Here is a 17,737-nt window from a genome sequence, read left to right on the forward strand (position 1 = left end):
TCGCTGTGACTTGGCATCAAAAACAAATGAGCAGTAAGGGAGATCTGTATGTGTGGTTATGTCGGGGTGTTCTCTGCAGTCCCTACGGACTTGCCCAGAAATATGTTTGATCAGGCTTTGCGTGAAATCCATCATCGCGGGCCAGATAGTTCCAGCACCTGGTTTGATCCCATGGGGCAAGTGGGTTTTGGTTATGTACGGCTGGGTTTGGTGGGCCTGGGAAATGGCACTCAGCCTATCGTCGCGGACGAGGGCGACCTGGTCCTGATGGTGAATGGCGAGTTTTATGACTACAAGCGCATTCGCAAAGAGCTGGAAGATAGCGGCTGCCGCTTCAAGACGTCTTCGGACAGTGAAATCGCGCTGCATTTGTACCGGCGTCATGGTGTGCGTGCTCTTAAAGAGCTGCGCGGCGAGTTCTCGATTCTTTTGTACGACCGTGCACGTCGTCAACTGATTGCGATTCGGGACCGGATTGGTGTCAAACCCTTGTACTACGCCGAGCACAATGGCCGTTGGTACTTCGGGTCCGAGATCAAGGCTTTGCTGGCAGCTGGCGTTCCTGCCCAGTGGGATGAGGACTCGTATGCGAATCGCTACTTCATTTTGCGCGATCGCACGGTGTTTCAGAAAATCCGCAGTGTGCGACCAGGCTCCTGGCTGATTGTGGATCAAAGCGGAGTCCAGACCGAGAGCTATTGGGATTGGAGTTTCCCGGACGCTGCCAAAGCCATGGAAGCCCGCTCCGAGCAAGAGCAGATTGAAGGTTTGCGCGCGGTGATCGAGGAGTCCGTCAAGTTGCGCCTGCATGCGGATGTACCCATCGGGGTGTGTCTGAGTGGCGGCCTGGATTCTTCGGCCATGCTGGGCATGTGCACTCAATTGCAAGGTCAGCAGTTGCAGGCGTTCCACCTTTCCTTTGAAGGTGAAGAGGGCTATGACGAGCGTCACTTTGCCGAGATTGCCGCCCAGCACAATCAGGCGCACATGAATGTGCTTAGCGTCAGCTCCAACGACCTTGCAGACAATTATGAACATGCGCTCTGGCATGCCGAAGTGCCGTTCACCAATGCACACAGCGTAGGCAAGTACTTGCTGTGCAAGTTCGTGCAAAACAATGGCATGCGTGCCGTGATTACGGGCGAGGGTGCTGACGAGGTCTTTGCCGGTTATCCCTACAGCCGCCGGGACATGGTCTTGTACGACAACCAGGGGCAGGATCAGGCCGTGGTCTCCGAGCTTTTGCAGCAGATCGGGGCGGGTTCCAGCCGTTATCTGGAAAGCCAGGAGGTGGGCACTGCCTGGGTGAACCGAGAGTTGGGGCACAAGGTGTCCTGGCTGGACGGACAGGCTGGGATTTTTGATCCTTTGGCCAGTCTGTACAGCACCGGCTTTATGGATAGGAACGCGTATCGCGATCCCTATGGTCAGTTCTACAACCGCCTCAAACCGCATTCCTTTGCGGCTTGGTCGCCCGTGAATCGTGCCTTGTATATGGTGGCCAAATCCAGTCTGCCCAATGTGGTGCTGACTTCGCTAGGTGACCGTATGGAGATGGCAGGTAGCCTGGAAGGACGTCCGCCCTTGCTGGATCACCGAGTCGTGGAATATGCGTGCAGCCTGTCTGTGCCCATGAAGGTGCGCGGCAAGACCGAGAAGTATGCCTTGCGTGAAGCAATGCGGCCTTATCTGCCTGCTGAAATCTACGAGCGCAAAAAACAGTACTTCCGTGCGCCGCCGGCTAGCCTGGCGCCTCAGTCCCGACTACATCAATTTGTCAGCGACACCTTGCATAGCGATCTCCTGAATCGCGTGCCTTTCTTTGATGCGGGTCGGGTCAGAAATTTCCTGAAGAAAATCCCCACGCTTTCCAATGAGCAGCGCTTGTCTGCCGATCACTTGTTGATGGAAATCGCGGGGCTTTGCCTGATGCAGAAGCGGTTTTCAATCAACTAGTGGAGCAGGCCGGGGGATTCGCACCCCCGGCCTTGTCTGGAGCTGTCGGACATGCAAAAAAAACACCTGATTCTTGCCATTTTGGTCACTCTGGTTTGGGGAGTGAATTTCCCGATTACCAAGCTGGGGCTGCTATCCATGGAGCCTTTTCTGCTGACGGGGATACGTTTTACCTTGGCGGCCTTGCCGCTGGTGTTCTTTATCCCCAAGCCGAATATTCCGTTCCGCTATGTCGTGATTTATGGCTTTATCTTTGGCCTGGGCATGTGGGGGATTATCAACTATGGCATTCAGGTGGGTGTCCATCCGGGCGTGGCCTCGCTGCTGATTCAGCTTAGCGCCTTCTTTACCATGGGCTGGGGTGCCTTGCTGTTCAAGGAGCGCTTGCGAGCCACGCAGTTGTTGGGAGCCTTGATCGCGTTTGTGGGGCTGTTGGGGATCATCTTGTCGCAAGGTGGTGGGGATGCCACCTTCGGGTTGGTGCTGGTTGTGCTGAGCGCCGTATCCTGGAGTATCGGGAATGTGATCATCAAGCTGTCCGGCGTGAAGGAGATTTTCTCGTTCATGGTGTGGGCCAGTTTGTTTCCGCCTATCCCGCTGTTCATCGTCTCGTACTGGTTGCATGGGGCTGAGCCTTTCACCACTTTGCCAGAGGCGATCAACCTGATGTCGGTCATGTCGATTCTTTTTCAGGTCTATCTGGCGACACACTTTTCTTACTGGGGCTGGAATTCCTTGCTCAAGCTGTATCCGGTTTCCACGGTGGCACCTTTGTCGCTGTTGATTCCGGTGTTCGGCTTGGGTAGCTCCATGCTGATACTGGGCGAGCAGGTCAGCTTTGTGGAGGCCTTGTCCATCAGTGCGATTATTGCGGGTCTGGCTTTTGGGCTTTATAAAGGGCCGGTGCGTCCGGTTTCCTATCCAGCGACGCGTTAGGAGTTTAAGGGCTTCGGGACTGGCAGGGCTGCATTGTGGAAAGTAGCCCTGCCAGTCCTTAGGCTTGTTTTGTGTCGCTAATACTGCTTTTGAAGAGACCTTGTTGAATGCGGGATCCTGAAAATCCAAACGGCCAGTTGCCGGTTGTCTTGGCGCTTGTGCAAAAAATCCTGAACCTTGATTTGCAAGCTCTCTATCTGCACGGTTCGGCTGTGGCTGGCGGGCTCAGGCCACAAAGCGATCTGGATATATTGGCGGTGGTCGATGCTCCTCTGTCAGACACACAGCGTCAGGAGCTGATTGCGGCTTTGCTGCCTGTCTCTGCCCCCCATCCCGCTACGCCGGGTGGTCCGCGTTGTATCGAGCTGGTGGTGTGTCGTCTGGCTGATCTTCAACGCAATATGCATCCCGCCAAGGTGGAATTTATCTACGGCGAATGGTTGCGGGATGCTTTCAAGGAAGGCTATTTGTCTGAAGCCGCTGCTGATCCGGAATATACCTTGCTCCTGGCTCAGGCTCGCCAGCAGGCGAAGTTGTTGTGGGGGAGGGATGTGCTGGCTGAGGTACCCGACACGCCGATTGAGCATATACGCCAGGCGATGCGGGATGGCGCAGAGCCTTTGTACGAAGGGCTGCGGGGAGACGAGCGTAATGTTCTGCTGACCTTGGCTCGGATGTGGCGCACAGGCGTGCACGGGGACTTTGTGACTAAAGATCAGGCGGCAGCGTGGGCTATTCCCACGCTGCCTTCGGAGCTGGCCAGGACTTTGGAGTATGCGCGTCTGGCTTATGTTGGTGAGGTGGAGGATCGCTGGGATACAAGGGCCAAGGAAGCTGAGCGCTTGGCACAGGAGTTGCTTGGGAACCTCAAGCAGGCTTTGTAAGAGTTCGCCCTGAATTTGGCCCTCGAACCCACCGCTATCAGTGCTTGCCGTCCAGATAGCGGAGGAACGCCACTCATGTTTTGCGCCGCTACCAGGGTAGCAATCTCCAGCCTTTTTCACTAAATTCCAGCCGTTCCGTCAGCCCAAGATTGTTCATGAAAGCATCGTCATGCGACACCACCATCAGCGTGCCCTGGTAGCTGCTCAACATGGTTTCCAGAGCCAGGGTGGAAGGCAGATCCAGGTGGTTGCTGGGTTCATCCAGAAGCAGCAGTTGTGGCGGAGGATCCGCGTACAGCACGCAGGCCAGGGCGGCTTTCAGGCGTTCGCCACCGCTCAAGGCACCGCTGGGGCCGGTGACTTTTTGGGCGTCCAGGCCAAGTTGAGCCAGACGCATGCGCAAGTCGCCCTCGCTACTTTTGCGGTTGACGGCCTGTATCTGTTCCAGCACGGTTTGCTGTGGATCCAGATCGGCCAAGCCCTGATCCAGATAAACATGCTGTGGCACTACTTTGCAGTGGCCAGCAAGGGGCTCCAATTGGCCTGCAATGACCTTGAGCAGCGTGGATTTCCCACAGCCGTTCGGGCCTATGACTCCTACCCGTTGCTGGCCGCTGAGTAGCAGCGTGACCGGGGGTTGCTCGGCCGGAACATAGGGGAGTGTTACCTCATCCAGTTCCACAACGCGCTGGCGGGTCAGCGGCATCAGGGGCAGGGCGTGCAGGTTGATGGTGCTGTCCTGCTCGATCAACTCGGCGGCTTCCTGTACGCGTTGTGCCAACTGCTTTTGAGCCGTCACGTGTTGCTGACGCAGTTTGCCGGTGGTGGCTTCACTGCGGCCCTTTTGCCTGTCCAGCAGGATTTTTGCTTGATTGGCTTGCTTGCCCTGTTGATTCCCGCGTGCCTGTCTACGCTCCTGTCGTTGGCGCTGCTCTTGCATGGTGCTTTCCGCGCGCTGACGTTCCAGCTTGCGGTGCTCCAATTGGTCCATGGCACTTTGCTGTTCCAGGGCTTTTTGCTCGGCGTAGTGGCTGTAATTACCGCCATAGCTACGCAGCCCCAGGGACGACAGCTCCACAATGCGCTCCATCGTGTCCAGCAGTTGGCGGTCATGGCTGATGAGCAGCAGGCCGTGGGGCCAGTGTCGTAACTGCTCAATCAGGGCAAGCCGGTTGTCGCGATCCAGGTGGTTGCTGGGCTCATCCAGAATCAGGAAATCGGCCTGAGACAGCAAGGCATTGATCAGCGACAGCCGCATGGCCTGGCCGCCGCTTAATATTTCGGCAGGTGTCTCGGCAGTCAGATGCCCTAAACCATTGCGCTCCAGCGCTTCCTGCAATTGCTGCCGAATATCCCAACGGTCTTCGATCAGATTGAAGTCTTCCACGGCGCTACTGCCGGCTTCAATCCGGGCCAGTGCGTCCAGCGTTGGCCCTACACCCGCCAGATCAGCGACGCGCAAGCCGCTGACAGACGCCACTTGCTGCGCCAGATAATGGACTTTGCCCGAGCGCAGGCAACGGCCATTGCTGGGCTGGAGTTGCCCGGCCAGGATTTGAGCCAGAATGGTTTTGCCCACGCCATTACGTCCGACCAGGCCCGTGTGCCGCGAGTCGAAGGTTTCGTTCAGTTGGGAAAACAGAGTCTTGCCCTGCGGCAAGGTATAGGACACGCCTTCCAGCGTCAGATAAGGATTCGTCATACGTGATGCTTCCATTAATGCCAAGAACTCCCCCTGCGTTGTGGGGGCTGGTGGAGACTGGCCGTCTAAGGGACGGCGGCATTAGTGGCGCATTGGACGAATACCTCACGGGAAATGAATCAAGGCCGTATTATAAAAGCCCTATTGCACTAGGGCAAAGGGGGGCTGCAGAGTACACAATGAGAAACGCTAGCATCTCTATCAGGACTGATATATGCTGCCTTTGCCCTATTTCTGGGACTGAATATGTTACTCGTGGTTTTTGAAAAGCTGTGACGTCCTTTGCTTGCGGATACCCGTATTTACGGGTTTTTTCTGCATACCGATCAGTGCTTCAATGTGTGATGAATGTTTAACGCTCTACTAACTGGCGGTAAATTGATCATGTATATGTTTCTTCCATTCCTACTCGCATTGGGTATGGTGCTGAGTGTGGTGGCTGGTAAACCCAAACTAAGTTATGTCATGTGGATGGCATTGGTTCTTGTCGCTGTGCTTTCGTTCCAGTACCACGTGAGCGATCCCCTGGCTCTTTCTTTTTAAGGGCAATGATGCCAAGTACCGTTCAATCGAAAAGCCCTCTGGCTGTCAGTTCGTTCGTTAATACCCTCGGTTTGTTGGGCATATGTGTTGCACTGCTTATTGCTTTTTACTATCAGTTTGTGAAAGCGGAGTTGCCGTGTCCCCTGTGCCTGCTTCAGCGCGTTGGCCTGATCATTGTCGGCTGCGGTTTTCTGTGCAATATCCGCTTGGGTGTTAAAGGGACCCACTATGGCATGGTGTTGGCAGGCAGCGTTATTACGGGCTTGATTGCTGTTAGACAAGTATTTCTGCACATTCTCCCTGGCGATGTGGGCTACGGTTCTACTTTATTTGGCTTGCATTTTTATACGTGGACCTTGATTACGTCCATTTTGATCGTGCTTGCGGTGAGCGTGATGCTCAGCATGGGTGACCGGGAATTTGGCGTACGTAAAATGTCTTTTTTTCTGGGCTTGGGTAAGGCCGTCACAGTCTTGTTCATCGTCCTGATCGCTGGAAACCTAGTGTCTACCTTGCTGGAATGCGGGTTCGGGCAGTGTGCGGATAATCCGGTCAGTTACCAATGGCTGGAATAGCCTTGCCCGATTTTGTCTGGGCCCGGGCTTTGGCGTTCCATCCTACTCGACCTTGGTTTGATCAGAACGCAAGTACACAAAGCAGCTTGATATTGCGGCATCCGGGCCAAGCCCGGATGCCGCAATAGATTTGAAGGCAAACAGATTTAGAAGCGGTAAGCCGTATTCAGGTACAAGGCCGTTTGTGCGCTGGTGCCCTTGCCAACTTGAGTACTGACACCCGCTCCCAGCGTCCAGTTATTGCTGAGCTGACCTACGGTGCCCAGTTCCAGCAGGCCTGTATCACGCACGCGCTCTTGGTCTGTAGGCAGGTAGAAGTGGTGCTTGTTGTAGACGCCATCCTGCAAGCGCGCGCCCAGCAGCTCCGCCGGTTTCTTGAACTCGTGCAACCACTCTGCGGAGGCATACACGGACCACTTGTTGCTGACCGCGACGTTGATCTGGTAACCGAGGCTGCTTTGTACCGAGGTCTGGTCCTGAGCATCAAAACCCATGGAGGTAGACAGGCCCTGGCCATCTTCCGACAGGGCTTTGATCTTGGATTTCTGCATGCTCAGGCTTAACAGTGGGCCATGGGTGACTGCACCGGCTTGCCAGTCGTAACCCGTGCTGATCTTGCCGCCATACTGGCTGCCACCTGCTTTGGCCTGGTGCTCGCGCGTGGCGGCACCCAGACGAATATGACGGCGGGTTTTGTTATCCAGATCGCTGTAGAAAATCTGGGCGTTCACCCACAGATTCTCGGCCTGCCAGCGGCCATACAAACCTGCTGACTGACGCTTCTGGCTGTAAGTGCCTTCTTCGTCCGTATCACTATCCAGATTTTCGTAAGACAGGTAGGCACCGACCGTCCAATCATCCAGACGCTTATCCAAACCCAGCTTCCAGGCGGCTTGCGTGCCATCCAGACGCGAGTTCGCGCTGCTGCTATTGCGCGTGATGGCCTCTCCCTGGAACCAGACTGCCAGATCCTTGTCCTGTGAGGAGCTGATGGTTTGCAGACGACGATCAATGTGCTGCATTTGCATCTGCCCGGCGGTATTGGCCGCGGAGGCCAGCATGGCTACCTGACTGGGGGCGCTGACAACAGCGTGGGCATAGTCGGCAATAACAGCATGGCCGCCTGATGTGGGATGCACGCCATCAGCAAACATATAGTTTTGATCGGCTCCCGGAGCCACCAGATCGGCGGGTGTACACAGGCGAGAGGACACACTGCCACAAGCCGCTGTATTGACGTTGCTGAAACCGTAGGCTTGCGGGTCCGCAGCCACTTCGTGCAAAAGCGCCGAGACATTCAAGGGAATGATATTGGCGGAGCTGGAACTTAGCTGCTGGGTGAACGCCTGGTTGTAGCTGTCACTGAGCAGGGTGGCGATACCTGCGCTGATCGGTGAGCCGGAGAATTCCGGCGTCATGCCCAGATCAGGGATATTGGGGACCAGAATGTAGCGCGCGCCTGCTTGCGATAGCGTGTTGATCAAGGCGGCTTGATTACCGACGGAGTCCGCCACGATCTGGGACATATTGAACGGATCTTGTACGGCGGCAAACAAGTCATTTGCGCCACCCCAGACGGTGTATAGGGCCTGCCCGTCCAGGCGCCCATTGTGCATGGCCAACAGTTGAGCGGTCTGTGTCGTCATGGCGGGCAAAGGCGGGTTGGTAGGGCCGGGAGGGCTGCTGGGGTCCAGCAGTTCATCGACAGCCACGCGGGCACCACCGACAGCATAGTTGCTGCCGCCCTGGCTGCTAGGGGCCGCGTCGGTGCCCAGTTTTTGAGCCAGTACTTGGGACCAGACCTGGCCAGGATTGGTGGTAAAGCGCGAGCCGAACTGACCACTGTCAGTCAGGCTGTCACCGATAAAGTAGGTGTTGGAGAAGGCTTGGGCCTGTGTCCCGGCATGCAAGGCCATCAAGGCCAAGGCAAGGCAAGTTTTTTTCATTGGTCAGCCATTAAAAAAAGATTCCCCGAGCCGCAGGGTCTGAACAGCGCTGTGTTTTTTATGTCGTGATGTTCAAGGTGAACGCGCGACCCGGATGGAGTAGAAGGATGAAACGATCATCGGATCAGGACCATCATAGTGAGGAGGCGTTTATTCCTGACACAGGCAGGCACAGGTTTTTGCAGCTGGGATAAACGCTGGCGGACAGCCATAAAAAAAACGCCATGCAAAAGCATGGCGTTTTCTATTCAAACCTGGGAGGGCTTAGCCGCGTACCAAGGGGGCGACACACACATTCGGGTTGTCTGCCAAGGGCACAAACTTCATGCTGCCACCGTCATAAGCGTCGATGGTGCCCGACTCAATGTCGTAGACCCAGCCATGCAGGGTCAGGCGGCCTTCGGACATGGCCAGACGCACGGAAGGGTGAGTCTGGATGTTGGCCAACTGGGCCACCACGTTTTCACGCACCATGGAAGAAATGCGTTCCTGTTCATTGGCGTGGGTGCGGGCTTCGTTCACCAGGCGGGCCGAGTCGGCGTAGCGCAGCCAGTGATCCACGGCAGGCATGTGATCCAGGCACTGACAGGTGGCGATGGCGGTCATGGCGCCACAGTCGGAGTGACCACAGATGACGACATCGGACACGCGCAGGGCGGATACGGCGTATTCCACGGAGGCGGTCACACCACCGGGTTCCGGACCGTAGGAGGGAACAATATTGCCAGCATTACGAATCACGAACAGATCGCCGGGTTCACGTTGTGTCACCAGCTCTGGGACCAGACGGCTATCGGAGCAAGAGATAAACAAAGCGCGGGGGTTTTGTTGTGTGGCCAGATTTTTGAAGAGCTTGGCGCGCTTGGGATAGGCTTCCCGTTGGAATTTCAGGAAACCGTCGATAATGTCTTTCATCCTTGTCCTTGTAGTTCGGCTTGGATAGAAGATTAACTCTTCAGGGTCATAAGGTAAAATACCGAATTCTGATGCTTTTCATTGGGTTTACTTATAGAAAGGCCCCTTATGCTTTTGCGCCATCTTAATTACTTTCTGGCGGTTGCCCAGTATCAAAGCTTTACCCGCGCGGCACGTGCCTTGCACGTGTCTCAACCGGCCTTGTCCCAGCAGGTGCGCCAGCTGGAAGAACATCTGGGCGCACAACTGTTTGATCGCACCGGGCGTCTGGTGCGTTTGACGGATGCAGGCGAGGTCTATCTGCGTTATGCGCGCCAAGCCTTGCAGGATCTGGAAGAAGGGCGGCGGGCCTTGCATGACGTCAGCGATCTGAGTCGAGGCTCCTTGCGGGTGGCGGTGGCGCCTACCTTTACGTCTTACCTGATTGGCCCTTTGGTGGAAGCTTTCTACCGACGCTATCCCAATGTGCGACTGGTTGTGCAGGAGATGTTGCAGGAGCGTGTGGAAACACAGCTGGTTGAGGACGAGCTGGATATTGGTATCGCGTTTGAAAAACCTACTTCGGCCGCCGTGGAGTTTCAGCCTTTGTTGGTGGAGACGCTGGCTTTGGTGATGAGCCGCACGCACCCTTTGGCCGAGCGCCGTAGCATTGATAGGGACACGCTGATGCGTGAATCTCTGGTCTTGCTGACCCCCGAGTTTGCCACGCGCGGACAGATCGAACGCCATTGCCGTCAGCATGATCTGGACTTGAAGGTGTCGATGGAATCGAACTCGCTTAATGCGGTGATCGAGGTGGTGCGGCGCACGGGTTTGGCGACCTTATTGCCTGCTGCGATTGCCGGCAATAGCGAGTATCTGGTGGCTGTCAGTCTGGACCCGGCCCCGCCGCAACGGCGGGCCATTTTGATGCAGCGCAAGGGCGCTTATCAATCTGCGGCGATGCGCGCCTTTATTGAGCTGGCGCTGAAATACGGCGCGGCATCGACGTTTTAATACGGGTGTCCGGCAGAGCGATAGTCACGCTTTGCTGTGGGCACTTTACAGCGCCACCACCACACTTTGTTCCAGAGGACGCAACTCGCTTTCCACGGCGGGTTTGCTCTCGTTCAAATGGGCGACCAGATCTACCGTGGTAGAGATGCGCGTCAACATCAAACAGGCCACTTCACCCCCGGCAACACGGCTGCTGTGCCAGCAACCGGGACGCATGCACACGCCTTGGCCTTGAGGAATACGAAAAGCTTTCAGTGTGGACAGATCCGGGCCACCTTCGGCTTTGCTGTCGGCCACGATATGGATCACTTCACCAGTCAGCGGGATCAGTGCCTGTTGCGTCAGCAGATGGTTTTCCAACGTCGTGATGTTGGGATCCTGAATCCGGTAATTCACCCACAACACTTCGGTCTGACCGCTTGGACCTGTGTCAAACGCATGTTCATGCCAGAAGTCGGTGGCGGCATTGCTGAAGGCTGCCGTCGCAGGCGCAGTGGCCAAACCTTTACCCAACATCCAGCCATAAGGGGCAAAAGCCTCGGGGCTAAGGAGCTGGGGAGTCAGGGTGATGGGGGTGCTCATGGTCTGTTGCTCAAAGAAAGTACTAAGGCAGCATCTTATCAAGAATGCAGCCTCGAACCCGGATTGGCCTAGATCAATAAGCTTGGGTTTCTCGTGGGTATTGTGGAACTAAGTAAAACATCCCCTGTCTTGAAGAGGGCTCGTCTTTACTTAGCGAGCTAAGCAAGCCGCCTTTTTTCATGGGCGGCTTCGCTCTGTTTGCTTTCTTGACAAGGGGTTGCTGTGCTTCAAGCTGTTTCGCTGACCTGTAGACGGGGCCAGCGTCGTGTGTTCTCCGAGCTGAGCCTAAGGCTTGAAGCTGGCCAATGCTGTTTGGTCAGTGGGCCCAATGGCAGCGGCAAAACCAGCTTGCTGCGTATCCTGGCCAATATCGCCCAGGCCGATGACGGTCAGTTGATCTGGCGCGACCGCCCCGTGCAAAGCAACGATAGCGATTACCGCCGACAACTGGTGTATGGCGGGCATGCGCCGGGGCTTAATGGCAGCTTGTCGGTGCAAGAGAATCTGGACGGCCTGCTCATGCAGGATCGTGTGCCGCTGGAACGGGAGGCCTGTGATCAGGCGCTGCTGGCAGGCGGTTTGCTGGCTTACCGTCGCGTGCCTGTACGGCAGTTGTCGGCTGGACAACGCCGCCGCGTGTTTCTGGTGCGCCTGTCCCTGAGCAACCGACCCTTGTGGATTCTGGACGAGCAACTGACTGCGCTGGATAACGCTGGTCAGAAGTTTCTGGGCGAGCTGATTGCGCAGCATCTGCACAAGCAGGGCGCTGTCATTCTGACCAGCCACCAGACCTTGCCCTGGGATTTGGAGGTGCAGCATCTGGATCTGGGGCAGGCATGTTGAGCCTCTTTTTAGCCTTGATGAAGCGCGAGTGGCGCCTGGCGATGCGTCGTCCCGGCGATGTTCTGATTCCTCTGGTTTTCTTCCTGGTGGTGTGCAGCCTGTTCCCCTTGGGCGTGGGGGCGGATGCGGCTTTGCTGTCCAAGATGGCCCCCGGCGTGCTGTGGGTGTCGGCCTTGCTGGCCACCATGCTGTCGCTAAGTCGCCTGTTTGAACAGGACGAGCAGGACGGCGCGCTGGAGCAGGTGCTGTTTTCCCACTTGCCGCTGAGCCTTTGGGTTTTGGGCAAGGTGCTGGCGCATACCTTTTTGACGGGTGTGCCTTTGCTTTTGCTGGCGCCGATTCTGGGGCTGCAATTCAGTTTGCCTACGTCCAGTCTGGGCGTGCTGATGGTGTCTCTGGCGCTGGGCCTGCCCGTTCTGACCTTGCTGGGTGCGATTGGCGCGGCGTTGGTGCTGGGTCTGCGCTCAGCCGGGGTCTTGCTGGCTTTATTGATTTTGCCCTTTTACGTTCCCGTGCTGGTCTTCGGGGCGGGGGCGGTGCAAGCGGTTCAGGCCGGATTGGGGGCGCAAGCGCATCTGTCCGTTCTGGCCGCTTTTTTACTGTTGGCTTTGTTCTTCGCGCCACCTGCTACGGCAGCGGCGTTGCGCCTTGCTCTTGAGTAAATTCCATGAACTTTTTGTATCGCTACGCCGCCCCTCAAAACTTTTATGTCCTGGCCGGACGCATCGTGCCTTGGGCCGCCATCCTGGCATTTCTGCTGTTTCTGGTGGGTGCTTATGTAGGCTTTTTTCTGGCCCCCACTGATGCCCAGCAAGGCGAAGGCTACCGCATCATTTTCCTGCACGTTCCCGTGTCCTGGATGTCCATGCTGATCTATCTGGCGATGGGCTTCTGGTCCTTGCTCAGCCTGGTGTTCAACAGCCGCACGGCTGCCATGATGGCCGCTGCCCTGGCTCCTACTGGCGCGATCTGTACGGTGCTGTCGCTGGTCACCGGAGCCTTGTGGGGCAAGCCCATGTGGGGGGCGTGGTGGGTCTGGGATGCCCGTCTGACTTCCGAATTGTTGCTGCTGTTCTTGTACATGGGTTTCATGGGTTTGCGCGGTGCCATCGACGACCCGCGCCGTGCGGATAAAGCCGCTTCCATCCTGGCCTTGGTCGGGGTGGTGAATGTGCCCGTTATCTATTTCTCGGTGCAATGGTGGAACACCTTGCATCAGGGGGCTTCGGTATCGCTGACCAGCTCGCCGTCCATGGCCACCGTCATGCTGACGGGCATGTTGCTGATGAGTCTGGCCATGTGGTGCTACAGCATTGCCATCGCACTGTACCGGGTGCGCAATTTGATTCTTGAACGTGAGGCGCATACCGCCTGGGTTCGCAACTTGACGGAGGGCTGATGATGCATTGGTCGAGTGTGGGCGATTTTTTCGCTATGGGCGGCTATGCCGTGTATGTGTGGGGCTCGGTGCTGGCCTGTACCGTGTTGATGCTGGGCGAAGTGCTCAGCGTCCGGGCAGGGCGGGCACGGGCCTGGCAGCGGGTACGTGACGAGCGCGCCCTGGGGGATAGTCGTCATGACTAAGCGACAGAATCGTCTGGCCCTGATTCTGGGCGCTTTGGTGGTGCTGGGTGCAGCAACCGCCCTGATCCTGAATGCCTTTCAAAGCAGCCTGGTGTTCTTCTTTACCCCTACCGAAGTCAGCCAGGGGCAAAGCCCTGAAAACCGGACCTTCCGGGTGGGCGGCATTGTGCAGATGGACAGCATCCGCCGTGGTGGAGCCCAAGGCATGGCTGTGAACTTTGTGGTGACAGATGGCGCGGCCCAGGTGCCCGTCAGCTATACGGGGATTCTGCCGGACCTGTTCCAAGAGGGGAAAGGCGTAGTCGCCCAAGGTCGCTTGAACGAGCAGGGCCAGTTTGTGGCGGAAGAAGTGCTGGCCAAGCACGATGAAAACTACATGCCACCCGAGGCCATGCATGCCATGGAGCAGGCCGAGCGCGCGAAACAAGGAGCCAAGCCATGATCCCGGAGCTTGGGCACTTTGCCCTGATTCTGACTTTTGTGCTGGCGCTGGCTCAAGGCATTGTGTCCTTGTATGGCGCCTGGCGCGGCAATCTGGCCTGGATGGCGTTCGCACGTCCGGCAGCACGCTGGCAATTCGGTTTGGTGGCCTTCAGCTTGCTGTGTCTGGCCTGGTCCTTTGTCAGCTTTGATTTCTCTGTGGCCTATGTGGCGCAGAACTCCAGCACCAAACTGCCTTTGTTCTATCGCATTGCCGCAGTGTGGGGCGGGCATGAAGGCTCGCTGCTGCTGTGGATGTTCATGCAAACGGGTTGGGCCTTCGCTGTCAGCATTTATTCGCGCTCCTTGCCCGAAGCCATGTTGGCCCGTGTGTTGGGTGTCTTGGGCCTGATCACTGCTGGTTTCCTGCTGTTTGTGTTGATCAGCTCCAACCCCTTTGAACGCATGTTCCCGGTTCCGGCCGAAGGTCTGGATCTGAACACGCTCTTGCAGGATATTGGCCTGATTGTTCACCCACCCTTGCTGTACATGGGCTATGTGGGCTTCTCGGTGGCCTTTGCCTTTGCGATTGCTGCTTTGCTGGCAGGCCGTCTGGATGCCAGTTGGGCGCGTTGGTCGCGTCCCTGGACAACTTCGGCCTGGTTGTTTCTGACCCTGGGTATTGCCGTCGGTAGCTGGTGGGCCTATTACGAGCTGGGTTGGGGCGGCTGGTGGTTCTGGGACCCGGTGGAGAACTCCTCCTTTGTGCCGTGGTTGGCGGGCACGGCCTTGATTCACTCTTTGGCAGTTACGGAAAAACGTGGCAGCTTCAAGAATTGGACCGTGTTGCTGGCAATCAGCACCTTCTCTCTGTCCATTCTGGGTGCTTTCCTGGTGCGTTCCGGCGTGCTCACTTCAGTACACGCATTTGCTACGGATCCGGCCCGTGGTGTGTTCATTCTGAGTCTGTTTGCCGTCATTGTTGGCAGCTCGCTGATTCTGTTTGCCTGGCGCGCACCGCGTGTCGGAGCAGGTGGACAGTTTGCCGTGGTGTCGCGTGAATCCTTGCTGTTGGTCAACAACGTCTTGCTGGTTGTGGTGACGGGTACGGTGTTGTTGGGGACTTTGTATCCCTTGATTATGGACACGCTGGGCCTGGGCAAAATCTCCGTGGGGCCACCTTATTTCAACAAGGTGTTTGTGCCTTTGATGATCCCGGCTCTGGTTCTGATTGTGTTTGGTGTCATGGCGAATTGGAAGCGTGCCAGCATGATGGATATGGTGCGCCAACTGGCCCTGGTGATTGTGTTCAGCGTCGTGCTGGGAGCAGCCATTCCCTTGTTGTACGGCCAGTGGCAGGGCACCGCCGCCTTGGGTGCGGGTCTGGCCATGTGGATTGTGCTGGGCAGCTTGTTTGATGTGGTCAAGCGTGTGCGTGCCACTCGCTCCGGCGTGTTCTCGCAACCGCGTAGTTGGCTGGGCCAGCATCTGGCCCATATCGGTGTGGCCGTCTTTGTGCTGGGGGTGACCATGGTCAGCCACTACGAGACGGAAACCGATGTCTTGTTGCAGCCCGGCCAGACGGCCCAGGTGGGCGCGTATGACGCGCGCTTCCAGGGCGTGCGCATTGTGCCCGGCCCGAACTATTCGGCCGAACGCGGCATGGTGGAGCTGTTGCAGGACGGCAAGGTGGTGTCCACTTTGTACCCGGAAAAGCGTACCTATCTGTCCTCGGCCTTGCCCATGACGGAATCGGCCATCAACGCCAATGGTTTGCGCCATATTTACGTGGCGCTGGGCGATAACTTTGACCAGGGCGGTTGGAGTGTTCGCCTGTACTACAAGCCCTTGGTGGACTTCATCTGGCTGGGTTGTTTGTTGATGGCCTTGGGCGGTGCTCTGGCAATCAGTGATCGACGTTATCGCGCCAAGCAAACTCGCGCTGCCGTGCAAAGCAAAGCTATGAATACGCAGGTGCAGGCATGAACCGTTTCACTGTCCCTTTGATCGGCTTTGTGCTGCTGCTGGTGTTTCTGGGTGTGGGTTTGACCTTGAAGCCCAGCGAAGTGCCTTCACCCTTGGTCGACAAACCGGCTCCGGCGTTCAGCCTGCCCCAGTTGCATAATCCCGAAGCCAGTTTTTCGGGGGAGCAAATGAAGGGGCGTGTCTGGCTGCTGAATGTCTGGGCTTCGTGGTGCTACCCGTGCCTGACTGAACACGCTTTCATCAAAGAGCTATCCACCAAGCACAAGGTGCCGATTGTGGGTCTGAACTACAAGGACGTCCCCGAGGAAAGCCGCGAGTGGTTGCTGCGCAATGGCAACTCTTACGAAGTCTCCGTCATGGACAGGGATGGCCGTGTGGGCATTGATTTCGGCGTGTACGGCGTGCCGGAAACCTTTGTGATCGACAAGCAGGGCATGGTGCGCTTCAAGCACATAGGTCCTGTGTCGCGTGAATCCATGGAGGAAACTTTGTTGCCCTTGATCCGTCGTTTGGAGCAGCAGCCATGAGGATGAGCCAATGGATGGTGGCCTGGATGGCCAGTCTGTGGTTCCTGATGCCAGCGGCTCAGGCCCAGTCGGGGGCACAGGGTGCCCAGGAATCGGTAATGCTGGAAATTGCGGCCGAGCTGCGTTGTCTGGTGTGTCAGAACGAATCCATTGCGGCGTCGCGTGCCGAACTGGCCGTGGACTTGCGTCAGCAGATCATGGAGCAGCTGGGGCAGGGGCGCAGTCCCGATCAGATTCGCACTTATATGGTGGATCGTTATGGCGACTTCATTTTGTATCGCCCGCCGTTTAAATCCACCACCTTGCTGCTCTGGTTCGGGCCAGCTCTGTTATTGCTGACGGGTTTTCTGATCTATGCCTTTACCCTGCGTCGTCGACGCCGTGCGGGTGATGAAACGGCCTTGACCGAGGAACAACGTCGTCAAGCCGATGCTCTCTTGCAGGGCTCTTCTCGGGATGAACAATCGTGACTATTGTTTTTTATATTGTGGCTGCGCTGTTGGTGCTGCTGTGTGCGGCGTATTTGATGTTGAGCGTCAAGCGCAAGCCCGCCGTGCAGCGTGTGGTTGAACACAAGCAGGCCAACCTGGCGATTCTGCGTGAGCAGCTCAAGGAAATCGAACGGGACAAACAGGCCGGTGTCTTGTCTGCCCAGGACTTCGAACAAGCGCAGATGGATTTACGCCAGCGCGTGCTGGAAGAAAATGAAGGGCTGAAAACAGAGTCTGTGCAGCAAACAGGTGCGCCCAAGCTGGCCTGGACCTTGATGTTCAGCATTCCGGTTGCGGCCATCGCCTTGTACTTTTATCTGGGGAATCCGGCCATGCTGGACCCTGCTGCCGTGCAACAGCAGGCCAACGCACAGCCGGTGGATATTGAGGCCATGGTGGCCCGTCTGGAGCAGCGTCTGAAAGAAAACCCGGATGATCCAGGCGCCTGGTTGATGATGGCCCGTTCGCATCGCTATTACGGCCGCCATCAGGAAGCGACACAGGCGTATGCCAAGGCCATGGCCGTGGTGGACGGAGACCCGACGGCATTGGCCGAATATGCGGAATCCATGCTCCTGGCCGGTGTCGACACCCTGGACGGCTTGCCGGGGCGTTTGGTCAAACGCTCGCTGGAACTGTATCCTGAAGAGCCTTTGGGCCTGATGCTGGCTGGTGCCGCCGCCTTGCATAAAGAGGAGTATCCGGCTGCGATCGACTACTGGCAGCGTTTGCTGGCGCAGTTCCCGCCCGATTCGGAAACCGCCAAGGTCGTGAATCAGGGCTTGCAACTGGCGCGTGAACGTATGCGACTGCCGGCCAACCCTGCAGCGGAACCTGCCACGGCCCCTTGA

Annotated in this window: 19 protein-coding genes; 15 read left to right on the plus strand and 4 right to left on the minus strand. The window is 57.0% G+C overall.

The features are described from left to right. Positions 1 to 48 precede the first annotated feature (48 nt). The 3 genes from asnB to DUD43_RS03080 all read left to right on the plus strand — a co-directional run bounded on the left by asnB (position 49) and on the right by DUD43_RS03080 (position 3,776). The gene (gene asnB / locus DUD43_RS03070; RefSeq protein WP_153229108.1) at positions 49 to 1,956 is read left to right on the plus strand and encodes an asparagine synthase (glutamine-hydrolyzing); all 1,908 of its coding nucleotides are present in this window, start codon (positions 49 to 51) and stop codon (positions 1,954 to 1,956) included. A gap of 51 nt (positions 1,957 to 2,007) precedes the next feature. Then, positions 2,008 to 2,892, plus strand: a complete 885-nt coding sequence (locus tag DUD43_RS03075; protein ID WP_153229109.1) for an EamA family transporter — start codon at positions 2,008 to 2,010, stop codon at positions 2,890 to 2,892. Between the two features lie 107 nt (positions 2,893 to 2,999). Beyond that, positions 3,000 to 3,776, plus strand: a complete 777-nt coding sequence (locus DUD43_RS03080; protein WP_153229110.1) for an aminoglycoside adenylyltransferase domain-containing protein — start codon at positions 3,000 to 3,002, stop codon at positions 3,774 to 3,776. 88 nt (positions 3,777 to 3,864) lie between these two features. On the opposite strand, the gene DUD43_RS03085 is transcribed toward DUD43_RS03080, so the two are convergent. Then, a complete protein-coding gene (locus tag DUD43_RS03085) occupies positions 3,865 to 5,478 on the minus strand; it encodes an ABC-F family ATP-binding cassette domain-containing protein (protein ID WP_153229111.1) in 1,614 nt (537 codons plus the stop codon). A gap of 390 nt (positions 5,479 to 5,868) precedes the next feature. On the opposite strand from DUD43_RS03085, the gene DUD43_RS19395 reads away from it, so the two are divergent. Continuing rightward, the gene (locus tag DUD43_RS19395; RefSeq protein ID WP_416202944.1) at positions 5,869 to 6,021 is read left to right on the plus strand and encodes a DUF5993 family protein; all 153 of its coding nucleotides are present in this window, start codon (positions 5,869 to 5,871) and stop codon (positions 6,019 to 6,021) included. Between the two features lie 5 nt (positions 6,022 to 6,026). Beyond that, a complete protein-coding gene (locus DUD43_RS03090; RefSeq protein ID WP_221080400.1) occupies positions 6,027 to 6,596 on the plus strand; it encodes a disulfide bond formation protein B in 570 nt (189 codons plus the stop codon). 146 nt (positions 6,597 to 6,742) lie between these two features. Here the strand turns inward: DUD43_RS03090 and DUD43_RS03095 are convergent, their stop codons facing one another. Together DUD43_RS03095 and DUD43_RS03100 are read right to left on the minus strand one after the other, a co-directional pair. After that, the gene (locus DUD43_RS03095) at positions 6,743 to 8,542 is read right to left on the minus strand and encodes an autotransporter outer membrane beta-barrel domain-containing protein (RefSeq protein WP_153229112.1); all 1,800 of its coding nucleotides are present in this window, start codon (positions 8,540 to 8,542) and stop codon (positions 6,743 to 6,745) included. A gap of 264 nt (positions 8,543 to 8,806) precedes the next feature. Continuing rightward, positions 8,807 to 9,457 (minus strand): carbonic anhydrase, encoded by a 651-nt coding sequence (locus DUD43_RS03100; protein WP_153229113.1) that lies wholly within the window; start codon positions 9,455 to 9,457, stop codon positions 8,807 to 8,809. Positions 9,458 to 9,565: 108 nt separating this feature from the next. On the opposite strand from DUD43_RS03100, the gene cynR reads away from it, so the two are divergent. Then, a complete protein-coding gene (cynR, locus tag DUD43_RS03105) occupies positions 9,566 to 10,453 on the plus strand; it encodes a transcriptional regulator CynR (protein WP_009462356.1) in 888 nt (295 codons plus the stop codon). Positions 10,454 to 10,498: 45 nt separating this feature from the next. Here cynR and DUD43_RS03110 read toward each other — a convergent pair whose 3' ends face one another. Continuing rightward, positions 10,499 to 11,035, minus strand: a complete 537-nt coding sequence (locus DUD43_RS03110; protein WP_153229114.1) for an ureidoglycolate lyase — start codon at positions 11,033 to 11,035, stop codon at positions 10,499 to 10,501. Positions 11,036 to 11,257: 222 nt separating this feature from the next. Here DUD43_RS03110 and ccmA point away from each other — a divergent pair, with 222 nt between their 5' ends. From ccmA to ccmI, 9 genes are read left to right on the plus strand one after another with little or no spacing between them, the layout of a single operon-like run. Further along, a complete protein-coding gene (gene ccmA, locus DUD43_RS03115; RefSeq protein ID WP_153229115.1) occupies positions 11,258 to 11,878 on the plus strand; it encodes a cytochrome c biogenesis heme-transporting ATPase CcmA in 621 nt (206 codons plus the stop codon). Next, on the plus strand, positions 11,872 to 12,540 hold the full coding sequence (gene ccmB / locus DUD43_RS03120) for a heme exporter protein CcmB (protein ID WP_042483072.1): 669 nt from the start codon (positions 11,872 to 11,874) through the stop codon (positions 12,538 to 12,540). The genes ccmA and ccmB overlap by 7 nt, the downstream gene beginning before the upstream one ends. A gap of 5 nt (positions 12,541 to 12,545) precedes the next feature. Next, a complete protein-coding gene (ccmC, locus tag DUD43_RS03125; protein ID WP_121738090.1) occupies positions 12,546 to 13,277 on the plus strand; it encodes a heme ABC transporter permease CcmC in 732 nt (243 codons plus the stop codon). Continuing rightward, positions 13,277 to 13,462, plus strand: a complete 186-nt coding sequence (gene ccmD / locus DUD43_RS03130) for a heme exporter protein CcmD (protein WP_081045431.1) — start codon at positions 13,277 to 13,279, stop codon at positions 13,460 to 13,462. The genes ccmC and ccmD overlap by 1 nt, the downstream gene beginning before the upstream one ends. Further along, positions 13,455 to 13,904 (plus strand): cytochrome c maturation protein CcmE, encoded by a 450-nt coding sequence (ccmE, locus tag DUD43_RS03135; RefSeq protein ID WP_153229116.1) that lies wholly within the window; start codon positions 13,455 to 13,457, stop codon positions 13,902 to 13,904. The genes ccmD and ccmE overlap by 8 nt, the downstream gene beginning before the upstream one ends. After that, on the plus strand, positions 13,901 to 15,868 hold the full coding sequence (locus DUD43_RS03140) for a heme lyase CcmF/NrfE family subunit (RefSeq protein WP_153229117.1): 1,968 nt from the start codon (positions 13,901 to 13,903) through the stop codon (positions 15,866 to 15,868). The genes ccmE and DUD43_RS03140 overlap by 4 nt, the downstream gene beginning before the upstream one ends. Next, on the plus strand, positions 15,865 to 16,395 hold the full coding sequence (locus tag DUD43_RS03145) for a DsbE family thiol:disulfide interchange protein (protein WP_153229118.1): 531 nt from the start codon (positions 15,865 to 15,867) through the stop codon (positions 16,393 to 16,395). The genes DUD43_RS03140 and DUD43_RS03145 overlap by 4 nt, the downstream gene beginning before the upstream one ends. Next, positions 16,392 to 16,865 (plus strand): cytochrome c-type biogenesis protein CcmH, encoded by a 474-nt coding sequence (locus DUD43_RS03150; protein ID WP_153229119.1) that lies wholly within the window; start codon positions 16,392 to 16,394, stop codon positions 16,863 to 16,865. The genes DUD43_RS03145 and DUD43_RS03150 overlap by 4 nt, the downstream gene beginning before the upstream one ends. After that, complete coding sequence (gene ccmI, locus DUD43_RS03155) at positions 16,862 to 17,737, plus strand: c-type cytochrome biogenesis protein CcmI (protein ID WP_194273435.1); 876 nt, start codon at positions 16,862 to 16,864, stop codon at positions 17,735 to 17,737. Before DUD43_RS03150 ends, ccmI begins: the two co-directional genes overlap by 4 nt.

The sequence above is a fragment of the Alcaligenes faecalis genome (assembly GCF_009497775.1).
Taxonomy (GTDB): domain Bacteria; phylum Pseudomonadota; class Gammaproteobacteria; order Burkholderiales; family Burkholderiaceae_B; genus Alcaligenes; species Alcaligenes faecalis_D.